The 20,056-nt window shown below is 32.7% G+C and carries 19 protein-coding genes; 7 read left to right on the top strand and 12 right to left on the bottom strand.

Translation table 11 applies throughout. The features are described 5' to 3' along the window. Positions 1-11 precede the first annotated feature (11 nt). From AC13CQ_RS01970 to AC13CQ_RS01955, 4 genes are all read left to right on the top strand, one after another. Positions 12-1,019 carry a 4-hydroxyproline epimerase gene (locus AC13CQ_RS01970; protein ID WP_008611454.1) on the top strand — a complete coding sequence of 336 codons (1,008 nt, stop codon included), beginning with the start codon at positions 12-14 and terminating at the stop codon, positions 1,017-1,019. Between the two features lie 33 nt (positions 1,020-1,052). Further along, positions 1,053-2,303, top strand: a complete 1,251-nt coding sequence (locus AC13CQ_RS01965; protein WP_008611453.1) for an NAD(P)/FAD-dependent oxidoreductase — start codon at positions 1,053-1,055, stop codon at positions 2,301-2,303. Between the two features lie 191 nt (positions 2,304-2,494). Further along, positions 2,495-2,689, top strand: coding sequence for a 30S ribosomal protein S21 (gene rpsU / locus AC13CQ_RS01960; RefSeq protein WP_008611447.1), 195 nt, complete (start codon positions 2,495-2,497; stop codon positions 2,687-2,689). A 127-nt stretch (positions 2,690-2,816) separates the two neighbouring features. Continuing rightward, positions 2,817-4,586, top strand: coding sequence for a MutS-related protein (locus tag AC13CQ_RS01955; protein WP_008611446.1), 1,770 nt, complete (start codon positions 2,817-2,819; stop codon positions 4,584-4,586). 165 nt (positions 4,587-4,751) lie between these two features. Here the strand turns inward: AC13CQ_RS01955 and tyrS are convergent, their stop codons facing one another. The 12 genes from tyrS to AC13CQ_RS01895 form a co-directional block, all read right to left on the bottom strand. Continuing rightward, positions 4,752-6,065, bottom strand: coding sequence for a tyrosine--tRNA ligase (tyrS, locus tag AC13CQ_RS01950; protein ID WP_008611445.1), 1,314 nt, complete (start codon positions 6,063-6,065; stop codon positions 4,752-4,754). Between the two features lie 309 nt (positions 6,066-6,374). After that, positions 6,375-7,022, bottom strand: a complete 648-nt coding sequence (locus tag AC13CQ_RS01945) for a DUF4230 domain-containing protein (RefSeq protein WP_474507197.1) — start codon at positions 7,020-7,022, stop codon at positions 6,375-6,377. Further along, positions 7,015-7,374 carry a DUF4260 domain-containing protein gene (locus AC13CQ_RS01940; protein ID WP_474507196.1) on the bottom strand — a complete coding sequence of 120 codons (360 nt, stop codon included), beginning with the start codon at positions 7,372-7,374 and terminating at the stop codon, positions 7,015-7,017. The genes AC13CQ_RS01945 and AC13CQ_RS01940 overlap by 8 nt, the downstream gene beginning before the upstream one ends. A 455-nt stretch (positions 7,375-7,829) precedes the next feature. Continuing rightward, entirely contained in the window at positions 7,830-8,165 is a 336-nt protein-coding gene (locus AC13CQ_RS01935) for a HepT-like ribonuclease domain-containing protein (protein ID WP_474507195.1), read from the bottom strand. After that, positions 8,155-8,457 (bottom strand): nucleotidyltransferase family protein, encoded by a 303-nt coding sequence (locus AC13CQ_RS01930; protein WP_474507763.1) that lies wholly within the window; start codon positions 8,455-8,457, stop codon positions 8,155-8,157. Before AC13CQ_RS01930 ends, AC13CQ_RS01935 begins: the two co-directional genes overlap by 11 nt. 265 nt (positions 8,458-8,722) lie before the next feature. Then, on the bottom strand, positions 8,723-9,595 hold the full coding sequence (locus tag AC13CQ_RS01925) for a DUF4932 domain-containing protein (RefSeq protein ID WP_474507193.1): 873 nt from the start codon (positions 9,593-9,595) through the stop codon (positions 8,723-8,725). A 562-nt stretch (positions 9,596-10,157) separates the two neighbouring features. Continuing rightward, positions 10,158-10,601: a hypothetical protein gene (locus AC13CQ_RS01920; RefSeq protein WP_456868052.1), complete on the bottom strand. Its 444-nt coding sequence runs from the start codon at positions 10,599-10,601 to the stop codon at positions 10,158-10,160. Between the two features lie 586 nt (positions 10,602-11,187). Continuing rightward, on the bottom strand, positions 11,188-11,943 hold the full coding sequence (locus AC13CQ_RS01915) for a cyclase family protein (protein WP_474507191.1): 756 nt from the start codon (positions 11,941-11,943) through the stop codon (positions 11,188-11,190). Further along, the gene (hemW, locus tag AC13CQ_RS01910; protein ID WP_008611441.1) at positions 11,943-13,085 is read right to left on the bottom strand and encodes a radical SAM family heme chaperone HemW; all 1,143 of its coding nucleotides are present in this window, start codon (positions 13,083-13,085) and stop codon (positions 11,943-11,945) included. The genes AC13CQ_RS01915 and hemW overlap by 1 nt, the downstream gene beginning before the upstream one ends. Before the next feature lie 27 nt (positions 13,086-13,112). Continuing rightward, positions 13,113-15,410, bottom strand: coding sequence for an FdhF/YdeP family oxidoreductase (locus tag AC13CQ_RS01905; protein ID WP_474507190.1), 2,298 nt, complete (start codon positions 15,408-15,410; stop codon positions 13,113-13,115). A 554-nt stretch (positions 15,411-15,964) separates the two neighbouring features. Further along, positions 15,965-16,426 carry a DUF417 family protein gene (locus tag AC13CQ_RS01900; RefSeq protein WP_008611438.1) on the bottom strand — a complete coding sequence of 154 codons (462 nt, stop codon included), beginning with the start codon at positions 16,424-16,426 and terminating at the stop codon, positions 15,965-15,967. 231 nt (positions 16,427-16,657) lie between these two features. Continuing rightward, positions 16,658-17,551 carry a cupin domain-containing protein gene (locus tag AC13CQ_RS01895; protein WP_482882690.1) on the bottom strand — a complete coding sequence of 298 codons (894 nt, stop codon included), beginning with the start codon at positions 17,549-17,551 and terminating at the stop codon, positions 16,658-16,660. Between the two features lie 485 nt (positions 17,552-18,036). Between AC13CQ_RS01895 and AC13CQ_RS01890 the strand changes: the two genes are divergently transcribed. From AC13CQ_RS01890 to AC13CQ_RS01880, 3 genes are read left to right on the top strand one after another with little or no spacing between them, the layout of a single operon-like run. After that, positions 18,037-18,588, top strand: coding sequence for a 30S ribosomal protein S16 (locus tag AC13CQ_RS01890; RefSeq protein ID WP_474507188.1), 552 nt, complete (start codon positions 18,037-18,039; stop codon positions 18,586-18,588). Between the two features lie 12 nt (positions 18,589-18,600). Continuing rightward, a complete protein-coding gene (rimM, locus tag AC13CQ_RS01885) occupies positions 18,601-19,125 on the top strand; it encodes a ribosome maturation factor RimM (protein WP_456868044.1) in 525 nt (174 codons plus the stop codon). 38 nt (positions 19,126-19,163) lie between these two features. Continuing rightward, the gene (locus tag AC13CQ_RS01880; protein WP_474507187.1) at positions 19,164-19,880 is read left to right on the top strand and encodes a tRNA1(Val) (adenine(37)-N6)-methyltransferase; all 717 of its coding nucleotides are present in this window, start codon (positions 19,164-19,166) and stop codon (positions 19,878-19,880) included. Positions 19,881-20,056 lie beyond the last annotated feature (176 nt).

Here is a 20,056-nt window from a genome sequence, read left to right as displayed (position 1 = left end):
ATTGACTTTAAATGGCAAGAAAAACTTTTTTTTGTGTTGATGCCCATACATGTGGCAATCCCGTTAGAGTAATTGCTGGCGGCGGTCCTAACCTTGAAGGGAAGGACATGAGTGAAAAAAGACAACATTTTATAAAAGAATACGATTGGATTCGAAAAGGATTAATGTTTGAACCTCGTGGTCATGATATGATGAGCGGAAGCTTATTATATCCTCCAATAAATCCGGAAAATGATTTCGGGATTATTTTTGTAGAAACTAGTGGATGTCTTCCTATGTGCGGACATGGAACTATCGGAACCATTACAATTGCCATAGAGGAAGGACTAATTACTCCTAAAATTCCTGGGAAAATTAGAATGGAAGCCCCCGCTGGATTAATTGAAATTGAATACCAGCAAACAGGAAATAAAGTAGATTGGGTAAAGCTAACCAATGTAAAATCTTATTTGGCAGCCACCGAACTTACTATTGATTGTGACGAATTAGGCGAGTTGGTTTTTGATGTTTCTTATGGTGGTAATTTTTATGCTATTGTAGATCCACAGAAAAACTTTTCTGGAATACATAACTTTTCAGCAAGTAAGCTTATTAATTATAGTCAGGAAGTACGTCAAAAGATAAATGCAAAATACAAGGATATATTTGTACATCCAGAAGATAAAACTATCAATGGTGTAAGTCATATGCTTTGGACAGGAAACCCTATCAATCCAAAATCGACTGCTAGAAATGCGGTATTTTATGGCGATAAGGCTATTGATCGTTCCCCATGTGGAACAGGAACATCTGCAAGAATGGCTCAATGGCACGCTAAAGGACTTTTAAAACCAGGCGATGAGTTTATACATGAAAGTTTTATAGGGTCTCAATTTATTGGAAGAATTGAAGAAGAAACTACTCTTGTAGGAAAAAAAGCAATTATTCCAAGTATTCAAGGATGGGCAAAAGTATATGGTTATAATAATATTATTATTGACGATGACGACCCATACGCACACGGATTTCAGGTGATTTAAAACAACTAAGGTTTAATTTATTTATTAGAAGGCATGCAAAAAGACGTTGTTATTATTGGAGGAGGAATTATAGGGCTCTCTACGGCATACTATTTACAAAAATCTGGGCATCAGGTTACTGTTATTGATAAAGGCAGTGTTTCTGAAGGCGCTTCCTTTGTAAACGCAGGGTATATTACTCCTAGTCATATTATCCCATTGGCAACGCCTGGAATGATAGCCAAAGGAGTAAAATGGATGTTTAATTCTTCCAGTCCTTTTTACATGAAGCCTCGCTGGGATACCGATTTTTTTAAGTGGTCTTGGTATTTTCATAAATCGTCTACACATGAAAAAGTAGCGAAAGCGATTCCTGTGATAAAAGAAATAAATGTCCTCAGTAGAGAATTATATAAAGATATTTTAGCTTCTGATGATTTTGGAAGTTTTCATTTTAAGCATGAGGGCTTATTGATGCTCTATAAAACAGAGCAAGCGGGTGCTGACGAATTTGAAGTAGCTAAAAAAGCTCAATTTGAAGGGCTTGAGGCTCGTCATTTAGACAAAGATGAGTTAGACAAATTAGAACCAAATGTTCAAATAGATGCCAAAGGAGCTATTTTTTATGAATGTGATGCACATAGCACTCCTACCGAAATAATGCCCAAAATGCTAGCCTATTTAAAGGCAAATGGGGTAGTTGTTAAAACGGATGAAACCGTTGAGAATATAGAGGTTTCTAATGAGAAGGTAACAAAAGTAATTACAGATAAAAACACCTACACACCCGATGAGGTTGTAGTAGCCTCTGGCTCTTGGAGTAATGAAATAGCTAAAAAAATTGGAGCCAAAATCCCTCTTCAAGCAGGAAAAGGTTACCGAATAGATTTGCATAAATCTACCAATATTACACTTCCAGCAATTTTAATGGAAGCAAAAGTGGCTATGACTCCCATGAATGGATTTACACGTTTTGCAGGAACAATGGAATTTTCTGGAATTAATAAAACCATCCGAAAACAACGAGTAGAGGCCATAGCGAATGCTGCTAAAAATTATTATCCAGAAATAGAAATTACTTCTGAAGAAAAAGACCTAGCACAAAGCGGATTGCGACCAGTTTCTCCAGATGGAATGCCATATATTGGACGAACTAATTATTGTAAAAATGTAATTTTTGCTACAGGTCATGCAATGATGGGGTGGAGTTTAGGACCTGCTACAGGAAAATTAGTTACCGAAATTATAAATAACACAAAACCATCTATGGATTTGGCTGCCTTCCATCCAGATAGAAAGTTTTAATCCCTTATGGAGAATCGAACTCTTAGAGACATTTATATAAAGGAATTTACTTACAAACCTCGTGGCCTCTTCCTATCGGTTTTGTTTGGAAGGCTTACGAAGTAGTTTAAGTACAAATTTTATCGCTTCTTTAACAACATTTGTCAGAAATTTTATTATACTATAGGTAGTATAAATATTAAAATCAACATATGTTAAAAACTGTAGTAAAAGAAGGAGAGAGTATTGAAAGAGCGCTTAAGCGTTATAAACGTAAATTTAGAAATACCAAAGTGCTTCAACAACTTCGAGAGAGAAAACAATACACAAAACCTTCAGAAGCAAAACGTCAGACAAAACAAAAAGCGGCTTATAAAGAGCAATATTTGAGAGGGTTGGAAGAATAACCTTTTTTTGGCTTTTAGATTTAGAATATTTATTTAGTTTTACTCAACAATAGAGACTAAATATTCCAAGTTTGTTATGTGCTTATTTTTAAATGACACCGCAAACTTTGGTTCAGAAATATTCTAAATGAAAAATCCGCAGCAACATTATATAGAAAGGCTATCGCTTTTTCAAAAACAATTAAAAGCAGTTCAAAAAACACTAGCCACACTTAGTGTTTTTAGGCTGCTTGTTTTTTTGGCTCTTGTAGCAATTATCTACTTTTTTTGGGGAAATACATTGGTTTTATTGCCAAGCATCCTTATTGGGATTATTTTATTCATTGCTTTGGTTTCAAAACATAGCGATTATAAATATGAAAAAAATAAACTTCAAGTACGAATTCATACCAATGAAACTGAATTAAAAGTCCTTAAAAAAGAGTTTCATTTTTTAGAAGATGGTAAACAATACTCAAATTACGAGCACGATTTTAGTCACGATATAGACCTTTTTGGAAAAGGAAGTTTCTTTCAATACAGCAATCGAACAGCCACAAATGCAGGACAAAAATTCCTTGTAAAAATTTATACTGAAAATAATACAGAGGAGATTCCGAAGAAACAAAAAGCTATTGAAGAATTAGCCGAGATGTCCAATTGGCGACAAGATTTTAGTGCTACAGCAGCGCAAGTAAAAACGGAAGCTTCTGCAGAAACAATTATACAATGGCTCCAAAACCATACGTCTATAATTAGTAAAAATTGGACATGGTTGCCATATGTTTTTTCAATTTGTTCTCTAGTAATATGTACGCTTGCTTTTTTAGATGTTATTCCTAGTTCTGTTGTATTATATTGGTTTATCTTCGGAATTATTGTAGCCGGAAAAAAAGTAAAAGAAGTAAATAAGCTGTCGGAATATGCTTCTAAAACTCAAGATACATTTCAGCAATACCATCAATTAATTTCAAAAATTGAAGAAGCTAATTTTAGCAGTGATTTACTTAAAGAAAAACAACAAATTGTTTTAAGAAATAACACTTCTACTTCTAAAACAATTAAGCAATTTTCTAAAATGTTGGATGCACTAGAACAACGTGCCAACCTTTTGATTTCTGTGCCAGGAAATGCTTTTTTTCAAATGGACCGATACAATACAAATCGAATTGAAAAATGGATAAAAACTAATAAAAATGAAGTGGGAAGTTGGTTTGAAGTGATTGCTTTTTTTGATGCATATAATTCGCTCGGAAATTTTGCTTTTAACCATCCTAATTATACTTTTCCGAAGATAAATAATAACCAAACTACCGTAAAGGCGAACCAATTAGGACATCCTTTAATTGCTGAAGATAAATTGGTGTATAACGATTTAAGAATTGATAGAGAGCACTTTTTTGTTATTACAGGGGCAAATATGGCTGGAAAAAGTACTTTTTTAAGAACGGTATCCTTACATATTGTTATGGCAAATTGTGGCCTACCTGTTTGTGCTACTACAAGTGAATATAGCCCGATTAAGCTTATTACAAGCATGCGGACTGCCGATTCTCTTACCGATGATGCTTCATACTTTTACGCAGAGTTAAAACGCTTAAAACTGATTGTTGATAAAATTAAAACCGACACCTATTTTGTAGTTTTAGACGAAATTTTAAAAGGAACAAACAGTAAAGACAAAGCCATTGGTTCCCGTAAATTTGTGGAGAAACTCTCAGCTTCCCATTCTACAGGAATTATTGCTACGCACGACTTAAGTTTATGTGAGGTAGCTAAAGAGAATAACAAAGTAGAAAATTACTTTTTTGAGGCTTTTATCAACGGAAAAGAACTCACCTTTGATTATACATTTAAAAAGGGTGTTTGTGAAAACATGAACGCTTCTTTCCTACTAGAGAATATGGGAATTGTATGATGATGTTAAGCTGATAAGGCGTTGAGTTGGTAAGTTGGCGAAGTGATGAGTTAACCAAATACTGGAAAAAGAAACTGTCTTATTAAGTAGAGTCGAGTTACGTTTTAGAACTTTTCTCGACTCTACTCAAACTGACATTCTTTTCTTATAACTTCTTTAGTGTGCTTAAACTACTCTTATTAAAAAGTAATTTTTCTTTCCGCGTTGTAGCAATACAAACTTATTATTTATAAGGTCGTTTACGGTTATTTGGTAATCTTCTTTTACCTTTTCTTTGTTTACAGAAATAGAGTTTTCTTTAAGCGCACGTCTAGCTTCTCCATTAGATTTTAAAAACCCTGTATTAACCGCCAAGGCTCCAATAATATCTAATCCTGCTTCAATCTCGCTTTTACTAACTTCCGCTTGCGGCACTCCTTCAAAAACATCTAAAAAAGTTTTCTCATTAAGTTGCTTTAAATCGTCTGCACCACCTCCAAACAAAATTTGAGAAGCTTTTACGGCATTCTCGTATTCTTCTTTTGAATGTACAAATGTAGTAACTTCTTCTGCTAATCGTTTTTGCAATAAACGCATATGTGGCGCTTCTTTGTGCTCAGCAATTAAATTATCTATAGCTGCTTTATCTAAAAAAGTAAAGATTTTAATATATTTTTCAGCATCTTCATCCGAAGTGTTTAACCAAAACTGGTAAAATTTATAAGGAGAGGTTTTATCGGCATCTAACCATACATTTCCTCCTTCAGATTTTCCAAATTTAGAACCATCGGCTTTAGTAATAAGCGGACAAGTAAGGGCAAAAGCTTTCGCAGGCTCTTCTCCTTCACTATCAACATTCATTCTTCGAACCAATTCGGTTCCTGTAGTAATATTCCCCCATTGGTCGCTTCCTCCCATTTGCAACATACATCCGTATTCTTTATGCAAGTGGTAAAAATCGTATCCTTGAATTAATTGATATGTAAATTCAGTAAAAGACATTCCAACCCCAGAATCTGCGCTCAAACGTTTCTTTACAGAATCTTTAGACATCATATAATTTACGGTAATGCGTTTTCCTACGTCTCTAGCAAATTCGATAAAGGAAAAGTCCTTCATCCAATCATAATTATTTACAAGCATAGGTGCATTTTCAGTAGATGCATTAAAGTCTAAATATCTAGAAAGTACGCCTCTAATACCTGCAACATTTTTCGCAAGGGTAGCTTCGTCTAATAAATTACGCTCATCAGATTTTCCTGACGGATCTCCAATCATTCCTGTAGCACCCCCTACAAGAGCAATTGGTCTATGCCCTGCTTTATAAAGGTGAACTAAAAGTATAATAGGCACTAAACTTCCAATATGTAATGAATCTGACGTTGGATCAAAACCAATATAAGCCGTCGTCATTTCTTTTGTAAGTTGTTCCTCCGTTCCCGGCATCATGTCGTGTACCATGCCTCTCCAGCGTAATTCTTCTACTAAATTTGTAGCCATTTCTTTTGTTTTTTAGACAGCCGCAAAGATAGAACAATAGATTTATTTGAGGAATTGTTTTATACAAGAATACAGCGCATAGGTAAAGTACACACTTTGATTTAATCCCTCATTGAGGGTTTAATTCCCCAAAGCCTGTACTGAGTTTACCGAAGTGCTCTGCATCGAAATGGTTTTAATTTGTTTCCTTTGAATACCTCGTAGGTTTGCCTCGAGGTAGTTGATTAGAATATTTAATGTCAAGTTAAATAGTGATGAAAAGTAATCCCTAATAAATAGATACGCTAATCTCTCGGTTATATTTTAAACTCAAACTTGATTCTTTTTAAGCTTTGGTTTGGCCTTAGGTTTTTCAGGAATTAAATCTATTTCTAGTGCCTTGTAATCTAGTTTCCAGCCTATAGCTTGTACCATATTTTCAATCATAAGTACTGCATCTAGCGCTTCTTTTTTTGCAGATTCTAGAAGACCGCTTTCTGGAATTTTCTTTAAAATATGTTCTTTAGCCTCACTGTGTAAAGTAGAAAGGTCATCGGTTTTAAACCAATTAAAAAGGCCTTCTTTAATATCGTAATATTTTACATCTGGTTCTATGCTTAACACTTCAGGCTCTGGAAAGGAAGTAAGAATTATCTTCTTAGAACTTGGATCTGCATGCATTTCAATTTTTTTTAAATCGAAACCTACATTTACTTTTGCATTAATTACTAATAATGCTTTTTTCTTACTGCTGATTAGTTTTAAGAAATGTTCTCTTACGTTTTCATACTGATAAATTTCAGCAAATTCACCTTCTACAGTAATCAGTTTATAAACATTTCTAATTTTTTCAAGAATAATTATTGATTGCTCCTGAGTGTTTTCAGAAGAACGTCGTTTCCAAAAAATAGAAACCAACCAATAGGTTCCTAAAATTCCGAATAATAATCCTAAAAGTATTTGAAGAATATCACTCATGTGTTTTTCCTATTTTTCCTAAATGTGTATTTTGAAAATCATCGTTGTATTTTAATCCGTAGCCAAAAATTCTGTCAAAAGAAGCATGGGAGAACAGTAAAATTCCGATAAATTGTAACACTTCAGAGGATAAAAATACACCAATAAAATAAAAAATCAATGCTACCCCTTTATGGTGAAACAAATTATAGGCAAAAGCTCCAATTTTTGAATTGAAAAGATAACCCAACATTCCGATATCGGGAGCGAAAAACAAACCAATAAACCACCACCAACTTATAGATAAATTCGTAACCATAAAAATCCCTAAAAGGAACATGATAAGTTCTTCTATTTTTAAGCTTGATTTCATACAAATACGTTTATATAAAGTGTTTTTAATGCTGCATAGCCACAATTAAAAAATACCAGTCTTAGCTACTAAATTGGGCACGAAAATAAACTCCGTAATGGTAGTATCTAGTCTTGATTCCTCATCATGATTCCAGTAATATTGTCAAACACGTAAAAGGACATTATTTGCCCAAATTTAATGATAAACCAAAAATCGGCACAAAACCAAAATAAATAAGTGCTAAGAAATTAAAATGTAAAAAGAAAAACTAAGTAAGCTTGAACTAGCCATTAATTATATACGTTGTAACCGTTGCACAACTCTAAATTTATAAGAAAAGAGGATTGTCCTAATTTTTAGTATTAGATAAGTTGTTGTTTTCTAGGCATATGTAATTTTCAAGAACTGCTTTTAATTAGAAATTTGATTAAAAAAAGAGATTGAGCAACAGCCACCGTTGTTGTGGCTAGTGCTTATTTTTTCAATTCGTTAATTTCCTTCTTTAGGTCGGGAAGTTCTTTTATAATGATTGTCCAAATTACTTCATCCGAAATGCTGTCATATTCGTGAGCGATTCGATTTCTAGTTCCGATTATTTTTTGAGCATTTTTAATTTTAATATCGGAATTTTTATATTTTAAAATCCTGTTGATGGCTTCTCCAATTATTTCAATATTTCGTTCTACCGCTTTTTTGGTTTTTAAATCTTTTTGATACACGAAAAAATCACATTTTTCAGGTAAGAAGTCAAAAATTTCATCAATTGACCTTTCAACGTCTTCAAGCCAAGAGTTAATTCTATTGTCCATAAATCAACACTTTGGTTTCATCAAGTTCTTTTCTGAAATATTTGTTTTTAATTGCTCGGTGTTCAATTAGGTCAATTTGACGTTTTAATAATTTTTCCAATTTATCTTTTAGTTGAAAGTATAAATTTGTGTATTCAAATGGGTCATTTTCATCAAAGTCCACAACAAAATCGATATCAGATTCATCGCTAAAATCATCTCTAGTTACTGAACCAAAAGCAGAAAAAGTCCGAACTTTGTATTGTTCACAAAGTTTTTTAATCCGATTAATATTTTTGTCGTTTATTTTCATATCTCAAAAATAGCCAAAATTCTTGTATGTTTAATTTTACTTGCGATTTTTCTAGCATTAGCCACAACGTCTCGGCTATGGCAAGTAGGGCAGGTAAGGAAACTTTTCGTTTCCGTCTGGTCTGCTAGCCAGAGCTTTTTGTTTTGTGATTATCTTTTCTTTATTAAGTCCGCCAAATCTTTTGGATTTGGCGGACTTAATAAAGAAGCCCAAGCCTTTAAATATAGCACTTTATGTCCTATTTTTTAGGTATTGTTGGCATTAGTTATTTTCCCGCAATCTTTATTAATTCGGGAATAAAATCAGCATAAGTTGGATATTTATCTCTATTATTTTCAAATCGCTCAATTAATTCATTTTCCATTTTTTCGAGATAAATAAAACCCTTGTTTTCGTCCCTTATTTTTTTTGCATTTTCATTGCCGAAATAAATTGATGCAATTCGAATCTCTAATAATCTTACTACATGTTCTACCAAATAACCTGTTAAACTTCCTATGCCTTCTCGTTGCATAGTTTCTTTTATCTCTTCGGTTAGTAAGGATTCATGATTCTGAATATAGTCAGATATTTCTTGATTGTAGAATGAAGAATTAACGAAAGAATGACCAAATTCATGTACACACAAATTTGTTATGAAATCTTTGTCGTCATAACCAAATTGTTTTATTGAATCAGTAGAAAAATTTGTTAAATCAATATTATCAGAAGGGCTAATAAATTGATAAGCCATTGAAATTTCATCTGCGTTTACACTCGGCCCGATACCTCGCCAGTCTCCGGTAATAAATAGAGGCTCAGGTGAAATTACATAACGGTCATTTATCTGGTTAGTATATTCTTCCATTTTACCCACTAAATCAATGTCCTTTGCGATTTTGGATATTTCTTGAATGGCACCTTCATAATAATAAAGATGTTTTTCAATAAATGCATCAACATTGGCAATAATATAGAAGTCGTGGAGAGATTGATATAATAAGTTCCATTTGGGGTCTAGTCCAGTCTGTGTTGAATCATTTAGTTCGTATTCTTTATTTTTTTTGGATATTGTGTACTTGTCCCCAAATTCAGGAAACTCCTTTTTATGTAGAAGATATAATGAAATAGCATCGTCTCCACCACATTGTTTTATCAAATCTAGGACTTCATGATTTTCGAATTGTTCAAAGGAACTTAGTAAATCGTCTCTTACTGGGTTTGGTCTTGTTACCCATTTCCGATTTTTTTTATAAGATTATAGGCAATTCTAAAAGTGATTATATTTCTATTTATCTCATATTCGATTGATTTCAATTCCGTCGTTGGTGCTACTTTTTCGATAATTTTTGTTTTATTATCTCTGCAAGAAACAAATGAAACGAATAGAAATAAATAGAAGGTTACTTTTCTCATTGATTTTTTTTTCATAATTAATGCCAACGGTCTTGTATATGGCTCGTAGCGTTTATTTTCGGTTTGGCACAGACTTTAGCAATTCCGAGTGGATTCGGACGTAGTCTAATCCGCCGTAATTGCGGTTATACATTGTGACTGTTGCACAAGCTCTTTTTTAATCAAATTTCTAATTAAAAGCAGTTCTTGAAAATTACATATGCTTAGAAAACAACAACTTATCTATTACTGAAAATTAGGATAATCCTCTTTTCTTCTAAATTTAGAGTTGTGCAACGGTTACCATCTTTGTTAGCAACTGGCTTTTATATTCTCATTATGTTATCTACCTTACTTTGGATATTATCAATACTCTCAAAAAATGGAATTAATTCGGGTTCTATCCATTCTATAAGTTGATAAAGTTTTGTTCTTATGTTCAGAACTTCAACGCAATCAATATTATTCCCAACAAAACATAGTGGCTCACAATGGTTAACTCTATTTCTAAAATTTCGTATGTCGTCCAATTTCGAATAAATACTTGCCCTATCTTCTGTGGCTGGTTTATTCACAAATATATGAATTGGTTCGCCCGCAATAAGAGAGTAGTGGTGTCCAAGAAATAATGCTATCCAGAAACCAAAAGTTTGGTCAGATATTATCTTTCCACTTGTAATTGGAATTCCTCTTCTTGTCAATTTATCCTCGGTCTTTTGAACCGAACGTTTTAAGAAAAAGTTCGAATGACGTAATGAATTGTTTCTCATAAAACCATTTTTTTGATTAATAATCCAATCGGTATCAACAAAATGGCTCGAAAGTTGAAGATTTAAACTATTTCTTAAGACAACTTCAAATTGAGTTAAGGTGGGATGTGTAGCTTGTGCTAATTTTATGTTAGCATTATATAATCTTTTTGCTCGATTCTTGTCATTACCAGTCGCATTGAGGTATCTATTATGTCTTGGTCTCGATAAATATTTATTTCTTAATTCATTTCTCATATATTGCGCAATATCGAAAATTTATTTGTATATTTGCATCATATAGACTTGATAAAGCCTCTTCCTTTACTGGAACGTAATCAAGTAGAAGATTTAAAAAAGGAATTCTTAATTGAGTTCCTTTTTTTGTTTTCAGCTTGTTGCTAACACATAAATAAACTTAAGTTAAACAATTTATTTATATGATTTTATATAATTAAGTAAAAAATCATTACCTATTAAAATCTTTTGATTTATTTCCCCTTTTGTGGAGGCATTTGCCTTGTCTATATTAAATCTCTCTGTGAGGATTTCATCAGTATATTTTTATTGTTTTTCAAGGGGGAGATGGAATATCCAAACAATCATTTTACTGTGTATCTAAAATTTTATATAAAATAGGTTTACTGGGAGAAGCATCGTTAACAAACGAAACTATTTGTAGGTTTAAAAAATACAAGCCGTCAACTACCAAATTGGGTATAAAAATAAACTCAGTAATGGTAGCATCTAGCCTTAATTCCTCATCATAACTCCAAAAAGCTTTATGAGCCAATAATTTTCCATCGTCTTTTTCTTTATCAACCGATGGTAAATCTATTAGCAAATGCTTAATGCCAGATTCTCGAATAAATATAGCGGTTTCTTCAGAAAGATATGGCGGATTGGTATGCGAATAATGTTTTGATAATTTTTCTTCAGAATTAGGAAATGTTCTAATAACAAGGGCTTCTGCGGTGGTGTCTTTTAAAACCGTTCCTAACTGATGCTTTTGAATCACAAAATCGTCTCCTACTTTTTCGGGAGTTATGGAAATAACTTCAGCTAAGAAAAAAAACTGTTTTAAAACGTCGTTTACACTATAAAAATCTTTGGTAATATGCCCAACACATTCGGTATGTGTTCCATGTGCATGCGGATTAAAAAAGATGTTGTTAAAATTAGTAGAAGCCCCACTTTTTACACTTCCTATAAAATCTTTGGTAGTTACAGGTTTTATTTCAGGAGCAGGTACATACCATGCATTAGGATTGCTATCATCGCCTTTTAACGGAATAGAAATATCAATAGGTGCAGAAAAATCTATTGTGTAATTTTTGTTTTTATATTGAATAATGCTCTTCATTAAATTTCATCAATTATAAATAAATCTGAAGCAATTCCATCGGTAAGAAATTTTCCTTTTTGAGTGGCTTTTAATGTCTTACCAGAAGCCTCGTCTGTAATTATTAAAAGTTCTTTTTCAAGATATTTTTTGGCTTGTTTTAAAAGGTAAGCTACATAATTTTCACCAAAATCCTCGGTTATTTTTTTTAAAGAAACACCCCAAACCGTTCTTAGTCCAGTCATAACCGCTTCATTATATCTATCTGTTACCGAAAGATTTTCTACTTCGCTAGGCAATTTATTCTCCGTAATTATTTGTATGTATTTACTGTTATTATTTATATTCCAACTTCTATTATTGCCGTCAAAACTATGTGCTGAGGGACCAATACCAAGGTATTTTTTACCGAGCCAATAAGCGGTATTATTTTTACTAAAAAAACCTTCCTTTCCAAAATTGGACAGTTCATAATGCACAAAATTGTTTTTTTCAAGTGTCTCGGTAAGGATGTTGAAGTGTTGTTGCGCTAAGGCGTCATCAACATCCTCTATAATCCCTTTTTCAATAAATTTTGCCAATGCAGTTTTGGGTTCAACAGTAAGAGCATAACTAGAAATGTGCGGAATATTAAACGACAATGCGGTTGCAATATTTTCCTTCCAATGTTCAGGCGACATATGCTGAATGCCGTAAATTAAATCTATTGAGATGTTACTAAAATATTGTGTGGCAGTTTCTAAACAATTTATTGCCTCTTGCGCATTATGCGCTCTGTTCATCAACTTCAAATCTTCTTCAAAAAAAGACTGAATCCCGATACTGAGTCGGTTAACAAGTGTTTGAGCAAGGGCAATAATTTTTTCTTTATCCAGGTCGTCTGGATTGGCTTCTAAGGTAATTTCTGGATTTTCGGCCACGTCAAAATGATGATAAACAGCGGCTATCAATAAATTAATTTCTGCTACCGAAAGTACACTTGGCGTTCCCCCACCAAAATAAATGGTTTCTATTGGCTCATTAATTTCATTCTTTCGGAGTATTAATTCCTTCTCTAAAGCTTCTACCATAGCTGTTTTCTTTTTCATAGAAGTTGAAAAATGAAAATCGCAATAATGGCAAGCTTGCTTGCAAAACGGGATATGAATATAAATTCCAGCCATAATGCAAAGGTATTGTTTCAGAAAAAATTACTTCGCTTTTTTAATACTTACTTTTATAGACTTGCTAATGGGGGTATAACTTTTATCGGCATATTGATTAATAGGAATCAACACATTTGTTTCAGGAAAATAAGCTGCTAAATTTTGCTTCGGAATTTTATACGGAACTACTAAGAATTGTTTTGCAATACGTTCAATACCATCATAATTACTAATTAAATCTACAATATCAAGTTTCTTTAATTGATGCTTTTTCATGTCCTCTTCATTCATCAAAACAACACGTCTCTCATTGTAAATCCCTCGATAACGGTCGTTAAGCCCATAAATTGTAGTATTAAATTGGTCGTGTGAACGAATAGTCATCAATAGAAATTCATTTTCATTTAAATTATGCAACGGTAAATTGCAATTGGTAAATTGCGCTTTTCCCTGTGGAAGCATACTAAAATCTAATTCTCTAACATTATTTGGAAGATAGTAACCCCCTGCTTCACTTTTTTCTGAGACCTTTTTAAAACCAGAAAGTACAGCTCCCATTTTTTCTCTAATCAAATGGTAATTTGCGCTTAATTCTAGCCAATTTACAGGATGTTCTCCTTTAAAATAAGCATTTGCAATCCCTCCAATTATTTCAGGCTCGCTCTTTAAATTACTCGAGGCAGGCTTTAAAATTCCTTTAGTTTGATGAACTTTACCCATACTATTTTCAACTGTTAAAAAACGAGAAGTTCCATTTTTTTTATCTTGTTCAGACCGACCTAGCGTTGGTAAAATCAATGCTTTCTTTCCTGGAACCAGATGCGACCGATTTAATTTTGTGCTTATATGCACCGTAAGATTACAGTTTTGTAATGCCGTGGCTGTATAATTAGTATCTGAGGCTGCAGATAAAAAATTTCCTCCCAAGGCTACAAACACTTTTGCACGTTCTTCATGCATTGCTTTAATAGCTTTTACGGTATCAAAACCTTCTTTGGTTGGTGCGTCAAATAAAAATGTTTTTTTAATATTTTCATTTAATTTTTCATTCACAAAATGCATAATCCCAACCGTTCGATCTCCTTGTACATTGCTATGCCCCCGAACAGGGCATGTGCCTGCACCAGGTTTCCCTAAACTCCCCTTCAGCAATAATAAATTTACACATTCTTGGATATTTTCAACTCCATTTTTATGTTGTGTAAGTCCCATTGCCCAGCATATAATAATTTTCTTATTTTTTGCTAATAACGCAACAGTTTGATTTATTAAACCCTCGTTAACTCCACATTGATTTAAAAGTTCTTCTTCTGAAAATTGATTTAAATGATTTATAAAAGATTGATATCCTGCAGTATATTTTTCAATAAAATGATGATCAAAAACCTCCTTATTACCTTCATCCAGAATGGCTAATTTTTTCATGATTAGCTTTAATAATGCTACATCTCCATTAATTTTTACAGGAAGATGGATATTGCTTATAGCAGTTCCTGAAAAAAATCCGTTTACTTCCTGCGGATTTTTAAACCGTGTTAGACCAGCTTCTTCCAAAGGATTTACACTTATTATATGGCCGCCATTATTTTTACATTTTTCTAATGCAGATAACATTCGAGGATGATTTGTACCTGGATTTTGCCCAATCACCATAATAACCTCAGCTTTATATAAATCTTCAAGTTTTACAGAACCCTTTCCGATACCTAGTGTTTCACCTAATGCTACGCCGCTTGACTCATGACACATATTGGAACAATCGGGCATATTGTTAGTTCCAAAAGCACGTGCAAAAAGTCCGTATAAAAAGGCAGCTTCATTACTAGACCTTCCAGAGGTATAAAAAATAGCTTCATCTGGAGAATTAAGTAGCTGTAACTCTTCAGCTACAATATTAAAAGCATCCTGCCATGAAATAGGTGTATAATTAGAACTTTCAGTATCTAAAAACATAGGTGTTTCAATACGGCCACTTTTTCCAATTTCATAATCTGTCCATGTGGAGAGTTCTTCAACAGCATATTTTTTAAAAAAATCAGTATTTACACGCTTGGTAGTAGCTTCTTCTGCTAGCGCTTTCGCACCGTTTTCACAATACTCCCCTAATTTTGAACGATGCTCTGGGTCAGGCCAGGCGCAACTTGGGCAATCAAAACCTCCCTTTTGATTCATATGGGAAAGTGCTCCTAACGGACGAGTAATGCCCATTTCTTTAAAAGCATGTTTCAAAGCTACTTTCACAGCTTTAAATCCTGCCGCATATGTTTCGGGTTCTTTAAGTGTAATTCCAGAAAACTTAATATTCCCCTCCGTACTAATATCTCGATACTTTCTTTTTGTCATTTTATCTATTTCATAAAATTCCTGTGGATTGTATAAAGGTAATCATTGCTATCCTTTTAAAATATATAGAATTTATTAAACTTCTGTTATATCAAGTCTTATATGAGGCTTTAAAAAAAGAGCCCTTGCTATTAATAAAAATGAATAAAAAGAAGATTTTAGAGATGTTATTTCTTTAAACTACTTATTTTATGATAGTTAATATTTAGTCTTTGTTCATATAGCGAAGCGGTCTTGCATTTTTTTTCTGACATTAATGAAATAAAATACAAAAAAAGTCCAGAAACATCTGGACTTTGGAATTAATCAAAATAGTTACAATATTTAGCTTGCAACGTTAGTAGCATGGGGGGATGGTTTCTTTACCACCAAATATTATATAAAAATTAAATTATAAAGACGTGAGGTATATATACGTACTAATATAGATAAAATATTTCACATTATGAAGTATTTTTTACATTATTATTAAACTATTTTTTTACAATCAATAAATTATATAAAATTGAAAGGTTTTAGTTAAATACAATTCAAATACCTAAAAATGGCTGTATTTAATACACGCCTCTACGATTACTATTCTTGGATTTATTTAAACTTTTCCCCAATACTATGAGTCCTATCCCAAATATTGGAAGGTCTTTTAGTATAAAGAAATTTGTAACAAAAAAATCATCCACAAATTTCCAAGTATTAGGAGTAGTATATAAAAAGCTAAGTGTAGTTAAAAAAGTTAGCGTTGTTAATGTTCCAGCTATAACTCCTGCTTTTTTACTCCAAAAAGAGAGAATTAATCCCAGAGCTGTAATAATTTCCATTATACCTATAATAATAGAGGTTTCTTGGATGGAAAAAAATGAATAAAAAATATTCATCATCGGGTGATTAGCCACTAAATTTTCGATGGCTTTTGCTTCTGTTTCCGTAAACTTAAATAAGCCTATCCAAATTAAAATTGTTGCTGTACCTAGTACCGCAATTGTATATCCTATTTTTTCACAATAATTTGTCTTCATATAACTTATGAGTTCCTGTTGTTACTTGATAATCGAGATTTGAATGCTCCAAAACCTGTCCTGAGTTTTCCGAAGGGATTGATACGAAATATTTTTTAGCTTTTCCTTTTAATCCCTCATTTAGGGTTTAATTCCTCAGAGCCTGTGCTGAGTTTGCCGAAGTACTCTGCATCGAAATGGGTTTAATTTGTTTCCTTTGAATACCTCGTGATCTTGTTCCGAGGGAGTTTCCTACAGAACATCTTCCTCTGTTGGATCCCAAAGTTCCATTGTAATATATATTACTTTTTGGGTAGTAGAAGTATTATGAATGGTTGCATTACCATGGTTAATTAATTTGGAAGCACCACCCGATTGTATTATTTCTTTTACGAATTTATTTTTTTGAATTTCTAAGGCTCCTTCCAATACATATATATAAGTAGGTCTGTTGAGATAGTTTTGCTCAGGAAGAGAGTCTCCAGATTTAATTTTAATTTTTCTAGTGCGTAATGTTCGCTCGTTTAAAGTAGTAGAACCTTCTGGAAAATTAATATCTGAAAGTGGAACATAAAATATAGATGTACTTACTTCTGCGCCTTCTACATGAGTTGAGTTGTTTATATAAAACGGATTTTCTTCAGTTTTTAATTTATCAAAAAGCTCTAATTTTTCAGCATATATATTTCCGTTACAAAGCGAGCCATTATCTAAAAAATCGAAAGTAATTAACTTAAGAGTATCACTACTAGATAAATTTACCGCATAATGAACAATTCCATTAAATTCTGCATAAGATGTAGCATAAGGAACCGTTACAAGCTTTTCCTCATCCTCATCCTCCATACTATAACTACTTACATCCATTCCTTCACCACTTACAATACTTAAAATTGCTGGACGATTTTCATGACTATGTACGGGTATTTTACCTCCTGGAACAACATCTAAACGTCTCAATCGTAAACCTCTACATTCTATGGGTTTATTGCCTTCAGGGATAACAATATCTGACACTTTTAGGGTTTTAAGAACTTCAGAAGTAACACCTAATGGGGTATTCTCTATTTGTGCGCTAGCAGATGTAATTATTAATACTGCAACAAAAAATGTTAGAATTAAATCTTTTAACTTTGAAGTTTCCATGTTCTTACTTTTTTAATGGGTGTAAATACTTTACGCTTTCTTATACTATTAATTCTTTAATATTTTAAAATGGGGTGAAAGCAGAGTTATCTATTTTTTAAACTCAAGAAAATCTACGAAAATAATTTCAATAAGAATCATTATTTTCTACTAATATCATATAATTACGATGAATCGTCTATTTTATCCTTTGTACTGCATCTTAGTAACAATTATATTATCAATCAAAGAATATAAAAGTTGAAGTTATACGTTACATTAATTGTTCTTAATAGTCACAAATACTATTGTTTAAAGCAATTTCACTATTCCATCACCTTTTAAAGTTTTATACACAATAAGTTAGCATCTCTTTAAAGTTGTAAAAAATTAAATTATTTATTATTTGTATTAAAGAAATAGCTTATATTTGCACCCGCTTAAGCCATAAGGCAAGCAAATTATTATTAATAATAGGGGTCGAGAACCCCGCTAATTAATGGATTATGCCAGTAAAAATTAGATTACAAAGACACGGTAAAAAAGGAAAACCTTTTTATTGGGTAGTAGCGGCAGATGCTCGCGCAAAAAGAGACGGTAAATTTCTTGAAAAATTAGGAACTTACAATCCAAACACAAATCCAGCTCAAATAGACTTAGATGTTGATGGTTCTGTAAAGTGGCTTCAGAATGGTGCACAACCTACTGATACTGCAAAAAGAATTTTATCTTACAAAGGAGTTTTATTGAAACACCACTTATTAGGAGGTGTAGCAAAAGGAGCTTTAACTGAAGAAGAAGCTCAAAAGAAATTTGAAGCTTGGGTTGAAGAGAAAACTGGAAAAGTTGATGCTAAAAAAGGAGATTTAGAAAAAGCTAAAGAAGAAGCTAAAGCTAAAGCTTTTGAAGCAGAAAAAGAAATTAATGAGAAGCGTATTGCAGCAGCAGCAGAAGCTCCAGCTGAAGAAGAAGTAGCTGAAGAAGCTGCTCCAGAAGCAGAGGCACAAGCTGAAGAGCCTGCAGCAGAAGCAGAAGAAGAAAACAAAGCAGACGCTTAATATATTATTTTCATGAGAAAAGAAGAATGCTTCTATCTCGGCAAAATAGTTAAAAAGTACGGCTTTAAGGGCGAGGTATTAGCAAAGCTTGATACCGACGAACCTAAACTCTACGAAAATTTGGAATCAGTATTTATTGCCCATGGCAATAATCTGGTTCCTTTTTTTATAGAAAAATCTTCCCTTCATAAGTCGCAATTATTAAGAATGCGATTAGAAGATGTAGACACAGAAGCCGAAGCTGATGCTATTTTAAAGAGTGAACTCTATTTACCTTTAGCGTTTTTACCAAAATTATCTGGAAATCAATTTTATTTCCATGAAATTATTGGTTTCTCTATGAAGGATAACAATTATGGAGTAGTTGGAACTATTGTTTCTGTAAACGATAATACTGCTCAAGCACTATTTGAAGTAGAGAACAATGGCAAACAAATTTTAATTCCGATGAACGATGAGTTTATCGAAAAAGTAGATCGCGAGAATAAACAAATAATTGTAAATACTCCAGAAGGACTTATAGATTTATATTTATAAGTTGCTACTAATTTTGCGAGTCTCAATGTTCGTTTTATATGTCAAATAAACCATTTCAATTTAAAGAATTTACAATCCAACAAGACAGGTGTGCAATGAAAGTTGGCACCGATGGAGTGTTGCTAGGTGCTTGGGTTTCATTAGCTCAAGAACCAAATTCTATTCTCGATATTGGAGCAGGAACAGGTTTATTAACATTAATGATGGCTCAGAGAAGCACTGCGGAATTAATAGATGCTCTTGAAATTGACGATGCTACTTACGAGCAATGTGTTGATAATTTAGAAGCTTCTCCATGGGGAGATCGTTTATTTTGCTACCATGCAGGTTTTGATGAGTTTGTTGCAGAAATAGACGACACATACGATTTGATACTTTCCAATCCGCCATTTTATACTGAAAATTATACAACAGAAAATGAGCAGAGAGACAAAGCTAGATTTAATTTTTCACTCCCTTTTGAAGAATTAATTTCTGGAGCTGCTAAATTATTAAGTCCAAATGGAACATTCAATGTTATTTTACCTTATAAAGAAGAAAGTTATTTTCTTGAAATTGCCAAAGCTAACAGCCTCTTCCCTTTAAGTATTACCCGTGTAAAAGGAAACCCTACTTCAGAAATAAAAAGAACACTTTTAGAGCTTTCATTTAAAAACGTTTCATCTACTTATTCTGAATTAATTATAGAAACCGAAAGGCATGTATACACCCCAGAATACATAGCACTTACAAAAGATTTCTATTTAAAAATGTAGGTCTAGCCTTCTATTATTAATCAGAATTACCCACATATTAAATTACTTATTTCTTAAAATAATATGTTTTATTTTGTAGGAATGTCATATTTTTTGTAATATAGCGGGTATATTATGCAATTTATTAATTGAAACTTATAGAGATAAAATCATTTCTATTTTTTTAAACGTATTGC

It is taken from the genome of Galbibacter sp. L-19 (assembly GCF_056857615.1).
Note: the sequence above shows the minus strand (reverse complement) of the source record. Positions and strands in the feature narration are given on the sequence as shown.